This is a genomic window from Ancalomicrobiaceae bacterium S20, from assembly GCA_040269895.1.
GTDB classification, from domain to species: domain Bacteria; phylum Pseudomonadota; class Alphaproteobacteria; order Rhizobiales; family Ancalomicrobiaceae; genus Methyloraptor; species Methyloraptor flagellatus.
Genome location: CP158568.1, coordinates 1,810,365 through 1,832,920 on the forward strand (window position 1 = coordinate 1,810,365; position 22,556 = coordinate 1,832,920).

Sequence of the window (22,556 nt, forward strand, 5' to 3'; positions counted from 1 at the left end):
CGCCGCGTCATGAATCCAGTCGCGCGGCGTCGCCGCGCCATGCAGGCTCACACCGGCGCCCGCCGGCCGAAGGGACATCATGAGCGAAGCGACCAAGTCCGTCCGCGTCATCGAAAATCTGTTCATCCCGCTTTCCGACGGCACGCGGCTCGCCGCTCGGCTCTGGCTGCCGGAGGATGCCGAGGCCCATCCGGTGCCGGGCATCCTCGAATACATCCCCTACCGCAAGCGAGACGGAACCCGCGGCCGCGACGAGCCGATGCACGGCTTCTTCGCCGCCGCCGGCTATGCGGCGCTGCGCGTCGACATGCGCGGCTCCGGCGAGAGCGACGGGCTGCTCGACGACGAGTATCTGGCGCAGGAGCAGGACGACGCGCTGGAGGTGATCGCCTGGATGGCCGCGCAGCCCTGGTGCACCGGCGCGGTCGGCATGATGGGCAAGAGCTGGGGCGGCTTCAATTGCCTGCAAGTCGCCGCGCGCCGGCCGCCGGCCCTGAAGGCCGTGCTCAGCGTCTGTTCGACCGACGACCGCTTCGCCGACGACATCCACTACATGGGCGGCTGCCTGCTCAACGATAATCTCTGGTGGGGCTCGATCATGCTCGCCTATCAGGCGAGGCCGCCGGAGCGTGCGCTCCGGCCCGACTGGCGCGAGGAATGGGTGCGCCGGCTCGAGCACATGCCGTTCTTCCCGGCGCTCTGGCTCGAACACCAGACGCGCGACGCCTATTGGCGGCACGGCTCGATCGGCGAGGACTTTGCGGCCGTCGAATGTCCGGTCTTCGCCGTCGGCGGCTGGGCGGATTCCTACACCAATGCGGTGTCGCGGCTGCTCACCGGCCTCAGCGTGCCGCGGCTCGGCCTGATCGGCCCCTGGGCGCACATCTATCCGCAGGACGGCGTGCCGGGCCCGGCAATCGGCTTCCTGCAGGAGGCCCTGCGCTGGTGGGATCACTGGCTGAAGGGCATCGACACCGGCATCATGGCCGAGCCGATGCTGCGCGCCTATGTCGAGGACTGGCATCCGGCCGGCGCCTGGGCCGATCCGATGCCGGGGCACTGGGTCGCGGAAGCCGTCTGGCCGAGCCCGCGTGTCCATCCGCGCAGCCTGCATCTGGCGCCCGGTCGGCTGGTCGCCCATGCCGGCGAGACCTCGACCGATCTCGCCATCCACTCGCCGGCCTGGACCGGTTCCACCTGCGGCGAATGGATGGGCACGGGCTGTCGCGGCGAACAGCCGAGCGACCAGCGCTTCGACGACGGCCTGTCGCTGGTGTTCGATTCCGAGCCGCTCGCCGAGGATGCCGAGATCCTCGGCACGCCGCTCGCGACGCTGGAACTCGCCTCCGACAAGCCGGTCGCGCAGCTCTGCATCCGGCTCTGCGACGTCGCCCCGGACGGTTCGTCGCTGAGGGTCTCCTATCAGGTCCTGAACCTCACCCACCGCAACGGCTCGGCCGAGCCGGCGCCGCTGGTGCCGGGTCGGTTCGAGACCGTGCGGGTGAAGCTCAACGATTGCGGCCATCGGTTCCGGGCCGGCCATCGCATCCGCATCGCGATCTCGACCGCCTACTGGCCGCTGATCTGGCCGGCGCCGGAAGCCGCAACGCTGACGATCCGTACCGGCGGCAGCAGCTTCGCCCTGCCCGTGCGGTCGCGCGGGCCGGCCGACGACGCGGTGCGGTTCGAGCCGCCGGCCCGCGGCACCCCGGCGCCGATCACGCAGGTCGATCCGGGACGGCTCGGGCGCGAGGTCACGTTCGATCTCCTCAACGGCGTGTCGCGCTACCGGACGATCGGCGAAGGCGGCGTGTTCGGCGAAGGCGTGCTGCGCTTCGACGAGATCGGCGTGGCGCTGTCGCACGACCTGACCCGCGATCTCGAGATCGGCGCCGACGATCCGCTTTCGGCCGCCTACACGGTCTCGCAGGCCTATACGATGACCGGCCCGGACTGGAACATCCGGATCGAGACCGTCGCCGCCATGGAGGCGACCGCGACGGCGTTCCAGATCGCCGGCCGCATGGTCGTGCAGGAGGACGGCGCGGAGATCGCGCGGCGGGAGTGGACGCAGTCGGTTCCGCGGGTGATGATCTGACGGCAGAACAAGCCGGGCACGAACCGGCCGGCGATCGAGGGAGCGCGCATGTCGGCCACGGCACAGAAGACAAGGGATTTTGCCTTCCTGCTCGTGCCGGGCTTCTCGATGATGGCGCTGTTCTCGGCGGTCGAGCCGTTGCGCGTCGCCAACCGGCTCTCCGGCCGCACGCTCTATTCCTGGCGGTTCATCACCTGCAGCGGCGAGCCGGCCGAAGCCTCCAACGGCATGACCGTCATGGCCGATGTCGCGCTCGCCGATCTGGCGACCTCGGACACGCTGGTCGTCGTCGCCGGCTTCGATCCCGAGCGCGGCGCGACCAAGACCGTGCTCGCGGCGCTGCGCCGGCACGCGCGGCTCGGCGCCACGATCGGGGCGCTCGATACCGGCACCTTCGTGCTCGCCGCCGCCGGTCTCCTCGACGGCCGGCCGGCGACCATGCACTGGGAGGCCGTGCCGGCGTTCCGGCAGGCGTTCCCGCGGCTCGACGTGACCGACGAGCTGTTCGAGGTGCACGGCAAGCTGTTCACCTGCGCCGGCGGCACGGCGGCGCTCGATCTGGTGCTGCATTTCATTGCCGAGGCACACGGCTACGGGCTGGCGACATCGGTCTCCGAACAGTTCATCTACGAGCGGATCCGCGACCGGCGCTCGCACCAGCGCATGCAGGTCGCCAACCGGCTCGGCCTCGCCAATCCGAAGCTCGTGCGCGTCATCGAGGCGATGGAGCAGAACATCGAGGATCCCCTTGAGATCTCGGCGCTGGTCGCGATCTCGGGCGTGTCGGATCGCCAACTCGAACGGCTGTTCCGCGCGCATCTGAACACGACGCCGATCGGCTACTACAACCGTATCCGCGTCGCCCGCGCCCGCGAACTCCTGCAACAGACCAATCTCAGCGTCCTCGACGTCGCCTTGTCGACCGGCTTCACCTCCGCCTCGTGTCTGGCGCGCGCCTACCGGGCGCAGTTCGGCCTGTCGCCACGCCGCGACCGCCAGAGCGTCGGCCGCGTCGGCGCCGGGCCGGGCACGGCGATGGGGCGCAGCGACCCGCTCGCGGTCCGCCCATCCTGAGCGTGGGACCATCCTGAGCATCCGAAGATCCTGAGCCGGCTCGAAGGCGCGGAACCGGCCGGCGGCGTGCGCGTTCGCTCGGGATGCTGCAGCACACCGCGCCGATCGATCCCGCCGAAGCCGTCGACCCTTCCACCGCGATCGACAGCCGCGAGGCGGCCGAGAGCGCGGGACTGCGCTATCTGATCGACGATCGGCCCGGCATCACGCGGCGCCGGTCCGGCAAGGGCTTCTCCTACCGCGACCCCAAGGGCGCGCTGATCAAGGATGCGGCCGTGCTCGGAAGGATCCGCGCGCTCGCCATCCCGCCAGCCTGGACGGAAGTCTGGATCGCGCCCAATCCGCGCGGCCACATCCAGGCGACCGGCCGGGATGCCAAGGGGCGCAAGCAGTATCGCTACCACGCCGATTTCCGTGCGGTGCGCGACGAGGTGAAGTTCAAGCATCTGGTCACCTTCGCCCGGCTGCTGCCGAAGATCCGCGAGCGGGTCGACGCCGACATGTCGCGGCGCGGCCTGCCGCGCGAAAAGGTACTGGCGACCGTGGTCCGGCTTTTGGAGACGACGCTGATCCGGGTCGGCAACGACGACTATGCCCGGCAGAACGAGAGCTATGGGCTGACCACGCTGCACGCGCGCCATGTCCGCGTCGAAGGCTCGGATCTGAAGTTCCGCTTCAAGGGCAAGAGCGGCAAACTGTGGAACCTTGGGCTCAAGGATCGGCGCATCGCCCGGATCGTGCGCGCCTGCCAGGAACTGCCGGGCCAGGAACTGTTCCAGTATCGCGACGACGACGGCGAGATCCGCGACGTGACCTCGGCCGACGTCAACGGCTACCTGCGCGAGATCACCGGCGCGGACATCACCGCCAAGGACTTCCGGACCTGGGCCGGCACGGTGCTCGCCGCCATGGCACTCGACGAGTTCGAGGCCTTCGACACGGCCGCCAAGGCCAAGAAGAACCTTCGCGCCGCGATCGAACGGGTCGCGGCGCGGCTCGGCAACACGCCGACGATCTGCCGGAAGTGCTACGTCCACCCGGACGTGGTCGACGCCTATCTCGACCGCTCGCTGCTGCTCGAAATCCGACGCGAGGTCGAGGACGAGCTCCGCGACGCGATCGACGCGCTCGATCCGGCGGAGGCGGCGGTGCTGGCCTTCCTGCATGCCCGCCTGCGCCGCCGGCTCGATGCGGCCGCTTGAGGGACCTTTCCCACAGGCGACGCCTGTCGCGTCGGAATCGTCATCGAACCGTTACGCCCCCGGCCTAGACCCCCCTCCGAAAGAACGAGGGGCCGACCCATGCGGATCATCCAGATCTCCGACACGCACCTGTCGCCGCGCCATCGGCACTTCGCCGAGAATGCCGAGGCGATGCGCGCCTGGCTGGCGGCGGAGCAGGCGGACCTGATCGTCAACACCGGCGATCTCTCCATGAACGGCGCCATCGACGCCGACGACATGGCCTTCGCGGCCGATTGGCATCGCGCGCTCGGCGTGCCGTTCCTGGCTGTGCCGGGCAATCACGACGTCGGCGACGTCGCGACCATCCGCGCCGATCAGGTCGTCAACGACGAACGCCTCGCCCGCTTCCGCGACGAGGTCGCCGACGATCGCTGGACGCTCGACATTCCCGGCTGGCGCCTGATCGGCCTCAACGCCATGCTCTACGGCACCGGCCACCGCGAGGAGGCCGAACAGTTCGAGTGGCTGCGCGGCGCGGTCGAGACGACGTCGAAGATCGCGCTGTTCCAGCACAAGCCGATGTTCATCGAGGCGGCCGACGAGGGGCCGCGCGGCTATTGGACGGTGACGCCGGAGCCGCGCAAGATCCTCCTCGACATCCTGCGCAAGGCCGATGTCCAGCTCGTCTCCTCCGGTCATCTGCACATCGCCAAGAAGGTGCAGCACGGTCCCGTCGAGCACCTCTGGAGCCCGTCGAGCGCCTTCGTCTGCGGCGACAGCCAGGAAGATCTCGGCGGCAGCCGGCGCATCGGCGCGGTGATCCTCGAATTCGATGCCGACGGCGTCGTCAGCCGGTTCGAGCGCCCCGCCGCGGTCGCCGATCTGCAGATCGACCCGCACATGGACGCGATCTATCCGCGTTCGCAGGCGGTGGCCTGAGATGGCGCCCCGCTCCCAGCCCCCCGAGACCCAGATCCGCCTCGACCACATCGCCAAGCACTATGGCGGCAACGGCGTGCTGCACGACCTGTCGCTCGCCGTTGCCGAGGGCGAATTCATCGCGCTGGTCGGCCCGTCCGGCTGCGGAAAGTCGACGCTCCTGCGCATCATCGCCGGCCTCGAGCGGCCGGACTCGGGCGTCGTCTCGATCGCGAACCGCGACGTGACCCCGCTGCGCGCCGCCGACCGCGACGTCGCGATGGTGTTCCAGTCCTACGCGCTCTATCCGCACCTGACCGCGCGCCAGAACATGGCGATGCCGCTGGTGATGCGGCGCATGAACGGCTGGCAGCGCCTGCCGATCCTCGGCCCGCTGTTCGGCCGCGGCGCGATCGCCAAGGGCATCGCCGCCGATGTCGAGACCGCCGCGGCGAGCCTCAAGATCACCCAGCTTCTCGACCGCAAGCCGGCGCAGATGTCCGGCGGCCAGCGCCAGCGCATCGCGCTCGGCCGCGCCATCGTGCGCCGCCCGGCGGCGTTCCTCATGGACGAGCCGCTGTCGAACCTCGACGCCGCGCTGCGCGTCCACATGCGCGGCGAGATCGTCGCGCTGCACCGCCGGCTCGGCGCGACCACCGTCTATGTCACGCACGATCAGGAAGAGGCGCTGAGCATGGCCGACCGCATCGCGGTCATGCTCGGCGGCAAGCTCCTGCAGGTCGCGGCGCCGGCCGAGATCTACCGCAACCCGGCGCATCTCGACGTCGCGGAGTTCATCGGCAGCCCGAAGATCAACGTCATCGCCGCCAAGGTCGAGCGCGACGGCTCGGCGATGCGCTTCGGCGCGCGACTCGCGACGGGTCTCGAGGCGATCGCCGGCGACGACGTCAAGCTCGGGATCCGGCCGGAAGACCTCGTCGTCGACGGCACGCCCGGTCCGGGTGCGCTGCCGGTCAATCTCGACCGTCTGGAGTTCCACGGCGCGCAGGTGCTGGTGCATCTGCGCATCGCCGACGGCGAGGATCCGCTGATCGCCCGCATCGCGCCGGAAGCGGTCGGCACGCTCGGCCAGGGCCGCTCTTCGCCCATGACCGTACCGCCAAGCCGCTGGTCTTCGCCAAGAGCGGCGCGCGGATCGCGGCCGACGGCCTGCCGGTCGGCGCGGAGCTCGCGCATGTCTGACGCAACGCTCTCGCCCGGCCTCGCGCCCGCGCCGATCCCGGTCGCGGCGGCGCGCAAGGTGCGGCGCAACAGCCACGACGAGCGCGCGGCCTGGGGCCTCACCGCCCCGACCGCGGTGCTGATGGCGATCCTGCTGGTCGCGCCGACGCTGGCGATCTTCGCCCTGTCGCTGACCGATGCCGAACTCGGCTCGTCCGACTGGCGGTTCATCGGCCTCGATACCTACCGCGACCTGCTCTCCGATCGCACCTTCCTGACCTCGATCCGTAACACCGCGGTCTATGTCGCGATCGTCACGCCGGTCTCGGTCGCGCTCGGCCTCGGGCTCGCGCTCTTGATCGAGGCGGAGGTGGGGCTGAAGAGCGTGTTCCGCTCGATCTACTTCCTGCCGGTCGTGTCGCTGACCGTCGCGATGGCGACGGTCTGGCAGTACCTGATGCATCCGGTGATCGGCCCGATCAATCTCCTCGCCAAGATGCTCGGCCTGCCGATGCTGAACTGGCTCGGCTCGTCCGACACGGTGCTGATCGCGCTGGCGCTGATCGGTATCTGGCAGTCGGTCGGCTTCAACATGGTGCTGTTCCTCGCCGGGCTGACCGCGATCAACCGCGAGCTCTATCAGGCGGCCGAGATCGACGGCGCGAAGTCGGCGCTCGACCGGTTCCGGCTGGTGACCTGGCCCATGCTCGGACCGACGACGCTGTTCGTCGTCACGATCCAGATGATCAACGCGGTCAAGGTGTTCGAGACGGTGGCGACCCTGACCCAGGGCGGTCCCGGCAAGGCGAGCGAAGTGCTCCTCTACACGATCTACGAGGAGGGTTTCGTCTACCTGCACACCGGCGTCGCCTCGGCCATGGCGGTCGCGTTCATCGCGGTGCTGGTGGTGCTGCTCATCATCCAGACGCGCGTCCTCGACAAGCGGGTGCACTATTCATGAGCGCGGCGCCCTACTCCCAAGGCTCGGCCTATTCGCCCGGCCGGCTGATCCGGCTCGCGGTGCTGATCGCGGGCGCGGCGATCGTGCTCCTGCCCTACGCCTGGATGGTATCGACCTCGCTGAAGCCGCAGGCCGAGGTGTTCTCCTCCGGCCTTTCGCTGGTCCCGCATGACTGGGCGGTCGTCGAGAACTACGGCAAGGCGCTGACGCGCATCCCGATGCTCCGGATCCTGATCAACGGCGTCGTGGTCTGCGCGGCGATCGTCCTGTTCCAGATCCTGTTCGCGCTGCCCTGCGCCTACGCGATGGCGAAGCTCGAATTCCGCGGCCGCGAGGTCCTGTTCGGGCTCGTACTGACCGGCCTCCTCGTGCCGATCCACGCGATCTCGATCCCGCTCTACTGGGCGGCGCGCGAGAGCGGGCTCCTCAACACGCTCGCCGTGCTGATCGCGCCGTTCACGCTGTCGGTGTTCGCGATCTTCCTGTTCCGCCAGTTCATCAAGGCGATGCCGGACGACCTGATTGCGGCGGCGCGCATGGACGGGCTGTCGGAACTGGCGATCGTCTGGCGGGTCGTGCTGCCGAACGCCTGGCCGGCGGCGACCGCCTTCGCGGTGTTCTCGATCGTCGCGCACTGGAACGACCTCTATTGGCCGCTGATCGCGATCTCGAAGACCGATCTCGCCACGCCGCCGCTCGGGCTCCTGTTCTTCCGCGCGGCCGAGGTCGGCGACGACTACGGCGCGCTGATGGCCGCGACCGTCGTCATCACCGCGCCATTGGTCGCGATGTTCCTGGTCGCGCAACGCACCTTCATCGAAGGCATCACCATGACGGGCCTCAAGGGCTGAACCCGTCGGGACTGCCGTCCAACAACCAAGAAGACGTCACCCCGAAAACTCAAGAGAAGGAGAGAACCCATGCGCCGTTGGCTCGCCGGTCTCGCCGCCGGTCTCGCGTTCCTCGCCACGCCCGTCCGGGCCGAGCAGACCGAGATCGTCGTGCACTACCCCATGCCGGGCTTCTTCAAGTCCGTCATGGAGACGATCTCGACCGAGTACATGAAGCAGAACCCGGACGTGAAGATCACCTTCGCGTCGCCGTCGCCGACCTATGAGGAGGGCCTGCAGCTGATCCTGCGTCAGGCCAACTCGGCCGACATGCCGGACATGAGCTTCATCGGGCTCAACCGCCTGCGCGTGCTCGCCGAGCGCGGCGTCGGCGTCGATCTGAAGCCGTTCATCGCGAAGGACGCCGGCTTCAAGGACGAGGGCTTCTCCGAGACGCTCTTGAACCTCGCCCGCTTCAACGGCAAGCAGATGGGTCTCGCCTTCGCGGCCTCGAACCCGATCTTCTATTACAACGCCGATCTGGTCCGGAAGGCCGGCGGCGATCCCGAGCACATGCCGACCAAGTGGGACGACGTGCTGAAGCTCGCCGCCAAGATCGACGCGCTCGGCGACGGCACCGTCGGCATGGGCTACCGCTGGATGGGCGACGACTGGATGTTCTCCGCGCTCCTGTTCGGCAACGGCGGCACCATGCTGACCGCGGACGAGAAGAAGGTCGCCTTCGACGGACCTGAAGGCCTCGCCGCGCTGACGCTGCTCGATCGCATGGTCAAGGAAGGCAAAATGCCGGCGCTGACCTCGGATGCGATGGTGCAGTCGTTCACGGCCGGCAAGATGGGCCTGTTCTTCTGGACCACCGGCGGTCTGAAGTCGATCATCAACGGCGTCGGCGGCAAGTTCGACCTGCGCACGACCAAGATGCCGGTCATCAACGCCGAAAAGGGCCGCCTGCCGACCGGCGGCAACGCCGCGGTGATGTTCACCAAGGACCCCAAGAAGCAGGAAGCGGTCTACAAGTTCATCAAGTTCGTCGCCGGCCCGTTCGGCCAGTCGGTCGTGGTGCCGGGCACCGGCTACGTGCCGACCAACGAACTCGCCGCCAAGGACGACCGGTTCCTGAAGACCTTCTACGAGAAGAACCCGCTCTATCAGGCCGGCCTGTCGCAGCTCGATCTGATGATCCCGTGGTATTCGTTCCCGGGCAACAACGGCGTCAAGGTCACGCAGTCGATGGTCGACAACATCGCCCAGCTCGTCGAGCAGAAGGTCACGCCGGAGCAGGCGCTGAAGGCGATGAGCCAGGACGTCACCAAGCTCCTGCCGAAGGGCAACCTGCCCTGAGCCATGCCCGGGGCGGCGCCCGACGCGGCCTCTCGTACCACCGATCGAAAGGCCGCCGGGAAACCGGCGGCCTTTTTACCATGGGCACACGCCCGCTTGTCTCAGCAGCACAAACTGTGCAGTGCGGCACGCAGATTGTGCACGTACGCCCACCCGCGCCACCGCCGACCCTCCGGACCGACGAGCGGCGTCAACTCCCCGGCGCCAGGATCTCGAACACGTTGCCGCCGGTGGTCGCGTACTGGTTCGAGGCGATCTTGCGGACGCGGTAGCACTTCTCGAGGCCGCCGCGGGCGCGCTGCCAGGTGGTGCAGAGCTGATCGCCGGCGAAGCGCCAGCTGCCTTCGTCGAGCGTCTGCGGATCGTCGCTGGCGATCGCCGCGCGACCGCTCGGATCGAAGACGACCTCGCCGTGGAACCGCTGGTCCTCGGCCCACCAATGGATGGTCGGGCCGATCAGCTCGCGACGGATGTCATCCGCGCCGAGTTCGGCGGCGAAGGCCGGCGCAACCCCCATTGCGACCGCCAAGGCGGCGCATCCCCACGCGGTCGGTCCGAACCCGGTCCAGTCAATCCCAGACGCCATCCCGTGTCTCTCCCTTCGGGCGATGCACAGTTCCGTGACAATGGAATGACGGTTCACGAGTCGTGTCCAGATGAAATTCGGTCGCGGCGCCGGCCGGCGCACGGATTGTCGTTCGTGTCCGGGGACGACCAGAGCGCGCGGGGCCTCGAAAGTGACGTCCGCGCATTCGAACATTTTGAAACACTTGATCGAATGGTCTATGGTCGCGCCGGTTCCAGCGGGGGCGCCGGAGCCGAACGAACGAGGCGTTGCGCGGGCCGGAGACGGACGGCCCCCGGCGCCGATTCGGCGCGCGACCGGCCTGCCGCGGTCGCGTGTATCACATGATCGACCGGCTTCGCCGGTCGCACCTCCGGCCTGTCGCGGATCGCATTGATGGATCGTCGTGAATTCCTGCAGTCCTTCGCTCTCGCGGCCGTTGCGGCGCTCGCGGGCGAGGCCGCCCTGTCTCCGGCCGAAGCGGCGGCTCCGCCCGCGGCCCGCTTCGCCTTCTCCCGGTCCGCCCTGCTCGACGAGGCGCGCAAGCTCGCCGCCGAGCCCTATCAGGAATCGACCCTCGACCTGCCGGCCCGTTTCGCCGATCTCTCCTATGAGCAGTATCGCGAGATCCGCTGGAAGCGCGACCTGACGATCTGGAAGGACGAGGGCCGCGGCTTCCGGCTCGAGCCGCTGCACACCGGCTCGGTCTACCGCCAGCCGGTCATGCTCTATCTGGTCGAGGACGGCACCGCCTCGCGGCTCGCCTTCAACCGCGACATGTTCGACTACGGGCCGAATGTGAAGCCGCCCGAGGATCCCAAGCAGGATCTGGCCTTCTCCGGCTTCAGGCTGCGGCGGCCGCTCGCCGAGCCAGACCGCTGGAACGAGTTCGCGACCTTCCAGGGCGCGACCTATTTCAAGGCGCTGTCGAAGGGTCTCAACTACGGCCTGACCGCGCGCGGTCTCGCCATCAACACGGCCGATCCAGACGGCGAGGAATTCCCGGTCTTCACGCGCTTCTACATCGAGCGGCCGGAGACCGGCGCCAGTTCGGTCATCGTGCACGCGCTGCTCGACAGCAAGTCGACCACCGGCGTCTACCGCTTCACGCTGCGCCCGGGCGACGAGACGACCATCGACGTCGAGCTGACCCTGTTTCCGCGCGTCGAGATCGGCCATGTCGGCCTCGGCGCACTGAACTCGATGTTCCTCTACGACGCCACCAACCGGACCCGGTTCGACGACCAGCGCCCGGCCGTGCATCTTTCGGACGGTCTGGCGATCACGACAGGCTCGGGCGAACGGATCTGGCGGCCGCTCGCCAACCCGCGCAACCTGCAGATCTCCGCCTTCGTCGACCAGAGCCCGCGCGGCTTCGCGCTCGCGCAGCGCCGGCGCAGCTTCGCCGAGTTCCAGGATCTCGAGACCCGCTACGACCTGAAGCCCTCGGCCTGGATCGAGCCGGTCGGCGACTGGGGCCAAGGCTCGGTCGTGCTGGTCGAGATCCCGTCGGAGAGCGAGATCCACGAGAACATCGTCGCCTATTGGCGGCCGAAGGCGAAGCTGCCCGCAGGCCAGGAGTTCTCGGCCGCCTATCGGCTGCACTGGGCGCCCGGCGCGCCGACCAATCCGGAACTCGGCGTCTGCACCGACACGCGCGAGGGTCAGGGAACCAACGGGACGAGCCGCCGTTTCGTCGTCGATTTCCAGGGCAACATGCCCGCCGCCGGCGCCGTGAGGCTCGAAATCTCGGCCTCGGCCGGCAAGATCCTGAACCCGATCCTGCGCCCGAATCCGGTCTGGGGCGGCTTCCGGGTGACCTTCGATCTCGACACGCGCAACGTGCCGCTCTCCGAATTGCGGCTGCTGCTGACCGACGGGACCAAGCCGGTGAGCGAGACCTGGCTCTACCGCTGGACGCCGTGAGCGCGCGCGCGGCCTGACCGGCTCGCCGCAATTCCGGCGTCGGGCCGGGCCAGAGTGCCCCGCCGTCCACAGGCAGGCGTCCCGCTGCAAAGCGACGGCACCGCCTCGCGAAACGCTGTCATATTCTCGAAATTCCGGCGTGTTTCGGAATTCCGCGACGTGACGAAAACGGCTACCAATACGCCGTCGGACGGGCCTCCCGGTCGACGGCAGACCTTTGGCTCCGCCTTGCAGACCCCGTCTGGCGGAGCGATCGATCCCGAGCGGAAGGTCCATGATGGACGGCACGACCACGGAATTGAGACCGGCGACCGACCTGGCACATCTCCCCCCGGTGCCGCCGGAGGTGACGCTCGCCATGCCGGTGCAGAACCTCCGGGCGTGGAAGGGGCCGCGGCCGACTCGCGTCGACGGCCGCCCCTCCGGCTGGACGCTGTTCGCCCGCCTGTTCGTGTTCGGCAGCGCGATCGCGCTCTCCGCCTTCGGCATCCGGCAGATGGTCGAAGTGGTGAAGGCCGGCGGCATCGTCGGCCTGGAATGGCCGCTGATCGTGCTGTTCGGCGTCACCTTCTCGTGGATCGCGCTATCGGCGGCGAGCGGCATCGCCGGCTTCGTCGCGGGCTTCTTCGAGCGCGCGCGCAAGACGCCGGAGCCGCGGCCGCTCCGGACCCGCACGGCGCTGATCATGCCGGTCTATAACGAGAGCCCGGCCCGCACGATGGCCGCGCTCGAGGCCATGGGCAACGAGATCGCGGCGCTCGGCGCCGGCGACAATTTCGAGATCTTCATCCTCTCCGACACGACCGATCCGACGGTCTGGATCGAGGAGGAGATCGCCTTCATGCGGCTCCGGCACAAGCTCGCCGGCCGCATGGCGGTCTGGTATCGCCGCCGGCACAAGAACATCGCGCGCAAGGCCGGCAACGTCGCCGATTTCGTCACCCGCTGGGGCGGCCGCTACGAGCACATGCTCGTGCTCGACGCCGACAGCCTGATGAGCGGCTCGACGCTGACCATGCTCGCGCAGCTGATGGAAGACGATCCGAAGGCCGGCATCATCCAGACGCTGCCGGTGATCGTGAACCGCAACACGCTGTTCGCCCGGCTCCAGCAGTTCGCCGGCCGGGTCTATGGACCGGTGATCGCGCGCGGGCTCGCGGTCTGGTCGGGCCGCGACGGCAACTATTGGGGCCACAACGCGATCATCCGCACGGTCGCCTTCGCGCAGTCCTGTGGCCTGCCCGACATCCGCGGTCGCAAGCCGTTCGGCGGCCACATCATGAGCCACGACTTCGTCGAGGCGGCGCTGATCCGGCGCTCCGGCTGGGGCGTCTACATGGTGCCGTGGCTCGGCGGCTCCTACGAGGAGAGCCCGCCGTCGCTGCTCGACGTCGCCGCGCGCGACCGGCGCTGGGCGCAGGGCAATCTCCAGCACATGGCCGTGCTGCCGTCGCGCGGGCTCGCCTGGCCGAGCCGCATCCATTTCGCGACCGGCATCATGAGCTATCTCGCCTCGCCGATCTGGCTGGCGCTGCTGCTCGTCGGCCTCGCGCTCGCCTTGCAGGCGAAGTTCATCCGGCCGGAGTACTTCTCCAAGGAGTTCTCGCTCTATCCGGCCTGGCCGCGGTTCGACTCGGAACGCGCGCTTCAGCTGTTCCTGATCACCATGTTCGTGCTGCTCTTGCCCAAGCTGCTCGGCACGATCGAGACGCTGTTGCAGCCGAGGCTGCGCCGGCAGTGCGGCGGCGCGCTCGGCATCGTCGCGAGCTTGCTGCTCGAGACGCTGCTCTCGGCGCTGGTCGCGCCGGTGATGATGCTGTTGCAGAGCCGGCACGTGATCGAGATCCTGTCGGGGCGCGACTCCGGCTGGTCGACGCAGCGGCGCGACGACGGCGGCATCCCGGTCGCCGAGGTGATCCGCCACCATTGGCAGCATGCCGCGATCGGCGTGTTCATGGGGCTCGCGGCCTATGTGATCTCGCCGGCGATCGTCGCCTGGATGGCGCCGACGCTCATCGGGCTCGTGCTCGCGGTGCCGGTGTCCTGGGCGAGCGGCTCGGCCGCGGCCGGGCTCGCGCTGAAGCGGCTCGACCTCATGATGATCCCCGAGGAGACCGACGCGCCGACCATCATCGTCGAGGCGAACCTGCTGCAGGCCGAGACCGAGGCCGAGCTGCCGGAAGTCGAGGACGGTCTGACGCTGGTCGTCGCCGATCCGCGCGTGCGCGAACTGCACGAACGGCTCCTGCTGCCGGCCCCGCTGCGCGAGCGCGGCAAGCCGGAGCTCGAGCCGGTCATGGCGGAAGCCAAGATCCGCGAGGCGACGAGCCTGGAGGAAGCGCTGCGCTGGCTGTCGACCAAGGAGCGGCTCGCCGTGCTGGCGCGGCCGCAGCTCGTCTCGGAGCTGCAGCGGCTGGCGACCGTCAGCGAACCGGCGCCGACCATCGTGCCGCAGGGCGAGATGCCGGTCGCGGTTTCCTGAGCCTTATCCACCGCCTAAGCCCGCCATAGGGGAGATGCCGGAGGCGCCGCGCTTCGGGCATCTCCCGGTTGACACGGGCCGGGCAGCGGCGTCTTCTCCGCCTCATTCTCGCGTGGGGGCGAGAGCCTTCAGATCTCTTCAGGGGCCGAGCCCATGCTGCATCTCTTTCACAAGCCCGCGCCTTACCTCGAGGAGAGCGGGCCCGGCTGGTTCGAACCGGCGCGCCCCCGCCCCCCGTCGCACACGCTCGGTACGCTCGACACGATCCTGGCCGCGAAGCGCAGCCTGATCTCGATCTTCCCCGAGTCCGCCTACATGTCGCAGGTGCATTCCCAGCGCGTGCTCGGCCGGCAGGTGATCCTGGCCAATTCGCCGGAATCGGTGAAATACGTCATGGCGACCCGCCACGACAATTTCGAGCGCAAGAGCCCGCAGATGCGGCGCGCGCTCGAATACCTGATCGGCGACGGCCTGTTCATCTCCGACGGCGAGACCTGGAAGCGGCGCCGGCCGCTGGTCGCCGACATCGTGCACAAGAACCGCGTGCCGGTGTTCGGAAAGACCATGGAGGCCGTGACGGTCGCCATGGCCGAGCGCTGGGCCGACTATGGCGACACGCCGTTCAACGCCCTCGTCGAGATGGCCGAGCTCACCGCCGAGATCATCGCGCGCACCGTGTTCGGCAACGACCTCGGCGCCGAGGCCGCGCATGAGGTCATCGAGGGCTTCACGCGCTATCAGGACGTCATCGACAGTTTCAACATCGGCTACTTCCTCGGCATGGACGAGGGCATGCCGATCATCCGCGGCCCGCGGCTGCGCCGCTCGGTGGCGCGCGTCGACAAGGTGATCGGCAAGGTCATCGACGACCATCTGCAGGGCAAGGGCGACCACAACTCGATGGTCGACCTGCTGGTCAAGCGCCAGCAGAAGAGCCCGGAACTCGGGCTCGACGTCTCGGCGCTCCGCAACGAGGCCGCGACCATCTTCATGGCCGGCCACGAGACCACCGCCGCGACGCTGACCTGGGCCTGGTATCTGATCGCCAACGCGCCCTGGGTCGAGGAAGCCGTGCTCGGCGAGATCGAGCGGGTCTGCGGCGGACGCACGCCGACGGTCGCCGATGTCGACAAGCTCGATTGGTGCCGCGCCGTGATCGAGGAGACGCTGCGGCTCTATCCGCCGGTGCCGATCCTGGCCCGGCAGGCCAAAAACGCCGACCGCGTCATCGACGTCGACGTCGATCCGGCCGCGCTCGTGCTGGTCGTGCCGTGGCTCCTGCATCGCACGCGCGACCTCTGGGAGCAGCCGGACCGGTTCCTGCCCGAGCGCTTCGTCGGCACCGGCCGACCGACGCCCTACACCTACATACCCTTCGCGATCGGCCCGCGCATCTGCGCCGGCCTGTCGTTTGGTCTGACAGAAGCGATCCTGTGCTTCGCGATCCTGATCCAGCGGTTCAAGGTCCGCCCGGTGCCGGGCACCAAGGTCGAACCGATCTGCCGGCTGACGCTGCGCCCGGACGGCGGCCTGCCGGTCACGGTGACGCCGCGCGCCTGAGCCGAGGTTGATGTGAGCGAGGGCGGATGATCGAGGGGGGATCGGACCAAGCGACCGGTTCGGCGTCGCATGACAGGACCAACGCCGGGACGGCGGTGGGGGCGAGCGCCGAGACGGCGACGGGGATGCGCGCCGCCGACCCGCGTGGCGCGACGCCCGACGAGGCGCAGCGCGATGCGGCCGGTCCGGCCAAGACGCGCAAGCCGTGGATCTGGACGCCGCCGGACATTCCGACGCTGAAGGATCTCGTCGCCGGGCCCGAGCGGCGCCGGGCCTTTTTCCGCTACTGGCGGGCGAACGGCGCTTCCTGGGCGCTCGAAATCACGCTGCATCATGTGTTCCGGCTGCTGCCGACCGAGGCCTGCTCGTCGGTCGGCGCCTGGATCGGCCGCGTGCTCGGGCCGCGCGTGCAGCCGAACACAGCGATCGGCGCGCGCCGGAACCTCAAGCGCATTCATCCCGACTGGTCGGACGAGCGCATCGAGCGCGCCGTGATCTCGCACTACGAGAACGGCGGCCGGCTGATGACCGAGTTCTCGGTGCTGCATCGGCTGAAGCGCGAGGGCCGCATCGCGGTCGAGGGCGCGGAAGACCTGATGCGCGTGCGGCGCGCCGGGCCGACGATTCTGGTCTGCTGCCACACCGGCAACTGGGAGGTGATGTTCCCGGTCCTGTCCGAACTCGGCTTCGACTGGTCGATCAACTACACGCCGCCGCACGAGCACGCGCGCGACTATGTCGCCCGCGAGGTCCGCACCAGCTTCGGCGCCGGCCTGCTGCCGCCCGGCAAGGCCGGCACGCGGCCGGCGATCCGGCTTCTGGAGGCCGGCGGGGCGGTGTCGATCTATTGCGACGAGACGCACGAGCGAAAGGTCATGGCGCCGTTCTTCGACCGGCCGCCGCATCTCGACGGCAATCTCGCCATCGCGGTCCGGATGAAGCGCATGACCGGCGCGCGGATCTGCGTCTACAACTGCACCCGCGTCGAGGGGGCGCGGTTTCGTGTCCGCTTCCAGGCCCCGATCGACCTGCCGTCCGACCGCGACCCGAAGGCGCCGCTGATCGACGACGTGATCGCGCTCAACGCCGTGATCGAGCCGATCGTGCTGGCACATTCGGATCAGTGGTTTTTTCTCGACAACCGGTTCGAGTGAGGGCCCTCGACGGGCCGGCACATCCGCCATCGTGCCCCGAAAATGCAATCGCCCGCTCACGAGGAGCGGGCGATTTCGTTCGAGCCGATGGATTCGGCGCCTCAGCCCTTCAGGATCGAGCGACCCGCATAGCGCGCGGTGTCGCCGAGCATCTGCTCAATGCGCAGGAGCTGGTTGTACTTGGCGAGCCGGTCCGAGCGGGCGAGCGAGCCGGTCTTGATCTGACCGCAGTTGGTCGCGACCGCGAGATCGGCGATGGTCGAGTCCTCGGTCTCGCCGGAGCGGTGCGACATGACCGCGGTATAGGCGGCGCGGTGGGCGGTGTCGACGGCGTCGAGCGTCTCGGTCAGCGAGCCGATCTGGTTGACCTTGACCAGGATCGAGTTGGCGACGCCCTGGGCGATGCCCTGGCGCAGGCGGGTCGAGTTGGTCACGAACAGGTCGTCGCCGACGAGCTGGACCGACTTGCCGATCTTGTCGGTCACGAGCTTCCAGCCGTGCCAGTCATCCTCGGACATGCCGTCCTCGATCGAGATGATCGGGTACTTCGACGCGAGATCGGCGAGATAGGCCGCCTGTTCGGCCGGCGAACGGGTCACGCCCTCGCCCTCATAGACGTAATTGCCGTCCTTGAAGAACTCGGTCGCGGCGCAGTCGAGCGCGAGGTAGATGTCCTGGCCCGGCTTGAAGCCGGCCTTCTCGATCGCGGCGACGACGAAGTCGAGCGCGGCGGTCGCCGAGGCGAGGTTCGGGGCGAAGCCGCCCTCGTCGCCGACGTTGGTGTTGTGGCCGGCCTTCTTCAGCTCGGCCTTGAGGGTGTGGAATACTTCCGCACCCCAGCGCAGGCCTTCCGAGAAGGTCGGCGCGCCGGCCGGCATGATCATGAATTCCTGGAAGTCGATCGGGTTGTCGGCATGCACGCCGCCGTTGATGATGTTCATCATCGGCACCGGCAGGACGCGGGCGCTCGGGCCGCCGACGTACTTGTAGAGCGGCAGGTTCGCGGCTTCCGCTGCCGCCTTGGCCACCGCCAGCGAGACTCCGAGGATGGCGTTGGCGCCGAGGCGGGCCTTGTTCGGCGTGCCGTCGAGCGCGATCAGCGTCTCGTCGATCTTGTTCTGGTCCTCGGCGTCGAAGCCGGCGATCGCGTCGTAGATCTCGCCGTTGACGGCGTCGACGGCCTTCGTGACGCCCTTGCCGAGATACTTCGACTTGTCGCCGTCACGCAGCTCGACCGCCTCATGGGCGCCGGTGGAGGCGCCCGACGGCACCGCGGCGCGGCCGAAGGAGCCGTCCTCGAGCACGACGTCGACCTCGACGGTCGGGTTGCCACGGCTGTCGAGGATCTGGCGGCCGACGATATCGACGATGGCGGTCATGGACGTCTCCTGGCTATCGAGGCCCGGCGCACCGGATGCGCGGCGCCGGTTTCGGCGCTGCTATAGCCGAGCCACATGACGATGCCTAGACCGATCGCGATGCGACCTAAGGCGGCGGCGCTGACAATCCGCCGCCGCCCTCGGTCGGTGTGGAGCCTCACGCCGCGAGGAACGCCAGCCGCGGATCGGTCCGGCGCGGCGTGATCTCGACGATGTCGACGCGCACGACGTCCTCGGCGACGAACGGATCCTGCTTCAGCCGCGCCTCGAGCTCGGCGCGCGACAGGCCGTCGGCCACGATCGCGCCGCCGGCGGCGGGCTGCAGATTGCCGGTCAGCAGGAATACGCCATCGGCGAAGCCGCGCGCGATCCAGGCATTATGGCCTTCCATGAAGTCCGGCGCGCGCGCCTTGTTGGCCGAGAACGACAGCGAGACGACGAACATGACTTCCCCCTCCTCGACGGCCGGACCTGCGCCGGCTCGTGATCCGTCTTGATCAGTGACCGGCGATATCCCGGCCGCCCTGGAGCGCCGCGAGCCAGGCTTCCACGCCCGTGACCTCGCGGCGAATGAAGGCCTCGTCGCAGAACGCGCTGGCGAGCGTCGCCACGCCCTGCGTGCGCGCGAGCAGATGCAGCGCCAGGGCATCGGCCTCCTCGGCGTGGCCGAGGGCGGCGAACTGCACGGCGAGCCAGTTCTGGAAAGCGGTGAAGATCGCGGCGGCCGCATTCTTCGCGGCATGATCGAGCTTGGCGAGCTCGTTGCAGAGCGTGCCGACCGGGCAGCCATGGCGCATGATCTTGGCGCGGTTGTCGATCAGGATGCGGACGAAGCGCCGGATGCGGTCCGCCGGATCGGCGCCTTCATGCTCCCAGACATCGAGCATGGCCCGCGTCCGGTCGAGCCGCGCGGCGACGACCGCGTCGAGGATCTCGTCCTTCGTCTTGAAGTGATAATAGAAATTGCCGCGCGAGATACCGACCGCCGCCGCGACGTCGGCAAAGGACGTGTGGTCGAAGCCCTGTTCGTAGAACAGACGGTCGGCCGCCTCGACGATCTGTTCGCGCGTGTCGGTCGCCGCCATCGTTGCCCCTTTCTTCGCCTCCGCAACCGTGCTGGCCACGCGCCCCACGACATTAGGACAATCGTCCTATACAAGTTCTAGGACATTTGTCCGAGACGATCAAGGCCGAGCGATCAGGCTGGCTCGATCGGGCCGGAATGCGCTATGGGATCGCGACAGAGCGCGATCGCGCCGGCGGCCGCGTCCCGCGGACGCCGAGGCGGGCCGGCCAGACGCGCCGCCCCCACCGCCCGCCTCGCCTGACCACGACATCCCGCCGGCGACGGCGACCGCAGCAGGACCGACGCATGACCATCGACCCTTCGACCCTCCAGCTGGGCCACGCGATCGAGCAGCCGGCGTCTCCGGACGAGGCGCGGCTCGACCGGGTGCCGAACCCGCATGCCGACGCGCTCTATTGCGCGCGTTTCACGGTGCCGGAGTTCACCTCGCTCTGCCCCGTGACGGGCCAACCGGACTTCGCCCATCTGGTCATCGACTATGTGCCGAACGGCTGGCTGGTCGAGTCGAAGTCGCTGAAGCTCTACCTGACCAGCTTCCGCAATCACGGCGCCTTCCACGAGGACTGCACGGTCGCGATAGGCCGTCGTCTGGCCGAGCTGCTGGCGCCGCACTGGCTGCGGATCGGCGGCTACTGGTATCCGCGCGGCGGCATCCCGATTGACGTGTTCTACCAGACCGGCGAGCCCCCGAAGGGCGTCTGGATCCCGGACCAGGGCGTCCCCGGCTATCGCGGGCGTGGGTGAGGAAAGCACGCGAGCCCCAGCGCGCGGGCCGGACGAGGGGCGTTCGCGTGCGCCGCCGATTTCGCCGGCGCGCCTCAGCCTGCTGACACCATGCTGGCAGTTGGGCTCCGGTATGAGCGATCCCGTGCCAACCGGGAGACATCTCATGCACAGCGAAGTCATCGAACACATCACGTTTCGCCTGAAGCCGGGCATCGGCGAGGCCGCCTTCCAGGCCGCGGCCGCGCCGGCCTATGCGATCTGCGACAGTCAGCCGGGGTTCCGCTGGCGCCGGCAGTTGCATCGTGCCGACGGCGCGATGATCGACATCATCGAATGGGCCGACATGGCGGCCGCCGAAGCGGCCTCGGCGGTCATCGGCAACTCGCCGGACTGCGCGGCCTTCCTCAACACCATCGACATGGCGAGCACGGTGATCGAACATCTCCCCGTGCAAGCACGCTCCAAGACCTGAGGACCCATGCGCCGGGCGGACCGCCTCCTCGATATCCTGCAGGCGTTGCGCGGCGGGCGGCTCCGCACCGCGCGCGACCTCGCCGAGGAACTCGAGGTCGCGGTCCGGACCATCTACCGCGACATGGAGACCCTGATCGGCAGCGGCGCGCCGATCGAGGGCGAGCGCGGCGTCGGCTATCTGATGCGCGGCGACGGCTTCCTGCCACCGCTGACGCTGACGCCCGGAGAACTCTCCGCGCTGCGGATCGGCGCGGATCTGGTCGCCGCCCTCGCGGACGAGGAAACCGGCCGCGCCTTCGCGGAGCTGATGGTCAAGGTCGAGGCCGTGGTGCCGGACGCGAACCGGCGGCGCGCGTCGCGGGACGGCATCGCGGTGTTCGCCACCACGGCGCCGAAGGTCAAGCAGCGCATCGCCCTCGCCCGCCGCGCGATCCGAGACCGTGTCCGGCTCGCGCTCGACTACGAGGACGAACACGCACGCCGGTCCGGCCGGATCGTCCGGCCGCTCGAACTCGAATTCTGGGGTGGTGTCTGGACGCTGACCGCCTGGTGCGACCTGCGCGACGGCTTTCGCTGTTTCCGGCTGGACCGATGCCACGCGATGGAGGCGACGGCGGAGCGCTTTGCGCCCGAGCCGGGCAGGACGATCGCCGACTTCTATGCGCTTGAGTGCCACCAGATGCCGCGACCGCTGCCGAAGTCGCCGGCCTGAGGCAAGCCGGCGCCGCCTGGTTCGGGCTGGTTCGGGCCGCGATCAGCCCTTCGCGAGCTTGTCGAAGGCCATCAGCGTCTTCGCCAGCGCCTCGAAATCCTTGAGCGGCACCATGTTCGGGCCGTCCGAGGGCGCCTTGTCCGGATCCGGATGCGTCTCGACGAAGACGCCGGCGACGCCGACCGCGACGGCGGCGCGGGCGAGCACCGGCACGAACTCGCGCTGGCCGCCGGTCGAGGTGCCCTGCCCGCCCGGCTGCTGGACCGAATGGGTCGCATCGAAGATCACAGGGAAACCGGTCTCGGCCATGATCGGCAGCGCGCGCATGTCGGAGACCAGCGTGTTGTAGCCGAAGCTCGCGCCGCGCTCGGTCAGGAGCACCTTGTCGTTGCCCGCGCCGGTCAGCTTGGCGGCGACGTTCCTCATGTCCCAGGGCGCCAGGAACTGGCCCTTCTTGACGTTGACGACCCGGCCGGTCCGGGCGGCGGCGAGCAGCAGATCGGTCTGGCGGCACAGGAAGGCCGGGATCTGCAAGACGTCGACGGCCTCAGCCACCGGCGCGCACTGGGCGGCGTCGTGGACGTCGGTCAGGACGGGAAGCCCGAGGCTCTCGCGGATCTCGGCGAAGATCGGCAGCGCCGCCTCGAGGCCGACGCCACGGGCGGCCGTGCCGCTCGTGCGGTTCGCCTTGTCGAACGAGGTCTTGTAGACGAGCCCGACGCCGAGGCGGGTCGCGATCTCCTTGAGCGCGGCGGCGGTCTCCAGCGCATGGGCGCGGCTTTCGAGCTGGCACGGGCCGGCAATGAAGGCGAGCGGCAGATGATTGCCGAACCGGACGGGGCCTGCGGCGACTTCGAAAGCTGCGGTCATGGAGCAAATACC

General features: G+C 68.9%; 19 protein-coding genes and 1 pseudogene. 15 read left to right on the top strand and 5 right to left on the bottom strand.

From position 1 onward, the window contains the following. Positions 1 to 79 precede the first annotated feature (79 nt). The 8 genes and pseudogenes from ABS361_08345 to ABS361_08380 all read left to right on the top strand — a co-directional run bounded on the left by ABS361_08345 (position 80) and on the right by ABS361_08380 (position 9,609). Positions 80 to 2,098, top strand: coding sequence for a CocE/NonD family hydrolase (locus ABS361_08345; GenBank protein XBY46218.1), 2,019 nt, complete (start codon positions 80 to 82; stop codon positions 2,096 to 2,098). Positions 2,099 to 2,146: 48 nt separating this feature from the next. Continuing rightward, a complete protein-coding gene (locus ABS361_08350) occupies positions 2,147 to 3,172 on the top strand; it encodes a GlxA family transcriptional regulator (GenBank protein ID XBY46219.1) in 1,026 nt (341 codons plus the stop codon). A gap of 83 nt (positions 3,173 to 3,255) precedes the next feature. Continuing rightward, entirely contained in the window at positions 3,256 to 4,374 is a 1,119-nt protein-coding gene (locus ABS361_08355; GenBank protein ID XBY46220.1) for a DNA topoisomerase IB, read from the top strand. Positions 4,375 to 4,473: 99 nt separating this feature from the next. Continuing rightward, on the top strand, positions 4,474 to 5,295 hold the full coding sequence (locus tag ABS361_08360) for a metallophosphoesterase (protein XBY46221.1): 822 nt from the start codon (positions 4,474 to 4,476) through the stop codon (positions 5,293 to 5,295). 1 nt (position 5,296) lies between these two features. Next, a pseudogene (locus ABS361_08365) lies at positions 5,297 to 6,286 on the top strand (ABC transporter ATP-binding protein). 183 nt (positions 6,287 to 6,469) lie between these two features. Next, positions 6,470 to 7,417, top strand: a complete 948-nt coding sequence (locus ABS361_08370) for a sugar ABC transporter permease (protein ID XBY46852.1) — start codon at positions 6,470 to 6,472, stop codon at positions 7,415 to 7,417. Then, positions 7,414 to 8,268: a carbohydrate ABC transporter permease gene (locus tag ABS361_08375; protein XBY46222.1), complete on the top strand. Its 855-nt coding sequence runs from the start codon at positions 7,414 to 7,416 to the stop codon at positions 8,266 to 8,268. The genes ABS361_08370 and ABS361_08375 overlap by 4 nt, the downstream gene beginning before the upstream one ends. A gap of 69 nt (positions 8,269 to 8,337) precedes the next feature. Further along, positions 8,338 to 9,609 carry an ABC transporter substrate-binding protein gene (locus ABS361_08380; protein XBY46223.1) on the top strand — a complete coding sequence of 424 codons (1,272 nt, stop codon included), beginning with the start codon at positions 8,338 to 8,340 and terminating at the stop codon, positions 9,607 to 9,609. A gap of 190 nt (positions 9,610 to 9,799) precedes the next feature. Here the strand turns inward: ABS361_08380 and ABS361_08385 are convergent, their stop codons facing one another. After that, positions 9,800 to 10,126, bottom strand: coding sequence for a hypothetical protein (locus ABS361_08385; protein ID XBY46224.1), 327 nt, complete (start codon positions 10,124 to 10,126; stop codon positions 9,800 to 9,802). Positions 10,127 to 10,570: 444 nt separating this feature from the next. Here ABS361_08385 and ABS361_08390 point away from each other — a divergent pair, with 444 nt between their 5' ends. The 4 genes from ABS361_08390 to ABS361_08405 all read left to right on the top strand — a co-directional run bounded on the left by ABS361_08390 (position 10,571) and on the right by ABS361_08405 (position 17,296). Continuing rightward, positions 10,571 to 12,100 (top strand): glucan biosynthesis protein, encoded by a 1,530-nt coding sequence (locus ABS361_08390; GenBank protein XBY46225.1) that lies wholly within the window; start codon positions 10,571 to 10,573, stop codon positions 12,098 to 12,100. Positions 12,101 to 12,377: 277 nt separating this feature from the next. Continuing rightward, a complete protein-coding gene (gene mdoH / locus ABS361_08395) occupies positions 12,378 to 14,582 on the top strand; it encodes a glucans biosynthesis glucosyltransferase MdoH (GenBank protein XBY46226.1) in 2,205 nt (734 codons plus the stop codon). 153 nt (positions 14,583 to 14,735) lie between these two features. Beyond that, entirely contained in the window at positions 14,736 to 16,142 is a 1,407-nt protein-coding gene (locus tag ABS361_08400; protein ID XBY46227.1) for a cytochrome P450, read from the top strand. A gap of 125 nt (positions 16,143 to 16,267) precedes the next feature. Beyond that, the gene (locus ABS361_08405; GenBank protein XBY46228.1) at positions 16,268 to 17,296 is read left to right on the top strand and encodes a hypothetical protein; all 1,029 of its coding nucleotides are present in this window, start codon (positions 16,268 to 16,270) and stop codon (positions 17,294 to 17,296) included. A 101-nt stretch (positions 17,297 to 17,397) separates the two neighbouring features. On the opposite strand, the gene eno is transcribed toward ABS361_08405, so the two are convergent. From eno to ABS361_08420, 3 genes are all read right to left on the bottom strand, one after another. Then, positions 17,398 to 18,675, bottom strand: a complete 1,278-nt coding sequence (gene eno, locus ABS361_08410; protein XBY46229.1) for a phosphopyruvate hydratase — start codon at positions 18,673 to 18,675, stop codon at positions 17,398 to 17,400. Between the two features lie 157 nt (positions 18,676 to 18,832). Continuing rightward, complete coding sequence (locus tag ABS361_08415; GenBank protein XBY46230.1) at positions 18,833 to 19,120, bottom strand: YciI family protein; 288 nt, start codon at positions 19,118 to 19,120, stop codon at positions 18,833 to 18,835. Between the two features lie 52 nt (positions 19,121 to 19,172). Further along, on the bottom strand, positions 19,173 to 19,760 hold the full coding sequence (locus ABS361_08420; protein XBY46231.1) for a TetR/AcrR family transcriptional regulator: 588 nt from the start codon (positions 19,758 to 19,760) through the stop codon (positions 19,173 to 19,175). Positions 19,761 to 20,047: 287 nt separating this feature from the next. Between ABS361_08420 and queF the strand changes: the two genes are divergently transcribed. From queF to ABS361_08435, 3 genes are all read left to right on the top strand, one after another. Next, positions 20,048 to 20,506, top strand: coding sequence for a preQ(1) synthase (gene queF, locus ABS361_08425; GenBank protein ID XBY46232.1), 459 nt, complete (start codon positions 20,048 to 20,050; stop codon positions 20,504 to 20,506). Positions 20,507 to 20,651: 145 nt separating this feature from the next. After that, positions 20,652 to 20,960 carry a hypothetical protein gene (locus ABS361_08430; protein ID XBY46233.1) on the top strand — a complete coding sequence of 103 codons (309 nt, stop codon included), beginning with the start codon at positions 20,652 to 20,654 and terminating at the stop codon, positions 20,958 to 20,960. A gap of 6 nt (positions 20,961 to 20,966) precedes the next feature. Then, on the top strand, positions 20,967 to 21,674 hold the full coding sequence (locus ABS361_08435) for a YafY family protein (GenBank protein XBY46234.1): 708 nt from the start codon (positions 20,967 to 20,969) through the stop codon (positions 21,672 to 21,674). Positions 21,675 to 21,716: 42 nt separating this feature from the next. On the opposite strand, the gene kdsA is transcribed toward ABS361_08435, so the two are convergent. Further along, entirely contained in the window at positions 21,717 to 22,544 is an 828-nt protein-coding gene (gene kdsA / locus ABS361_08440) for a 3-deoxy-8-phosphooctulonate synthase (protein XBY46235.1), read from the bottom strand. Positions 22,545 to 22,556 lie beyond the last annotated feature (12 nt).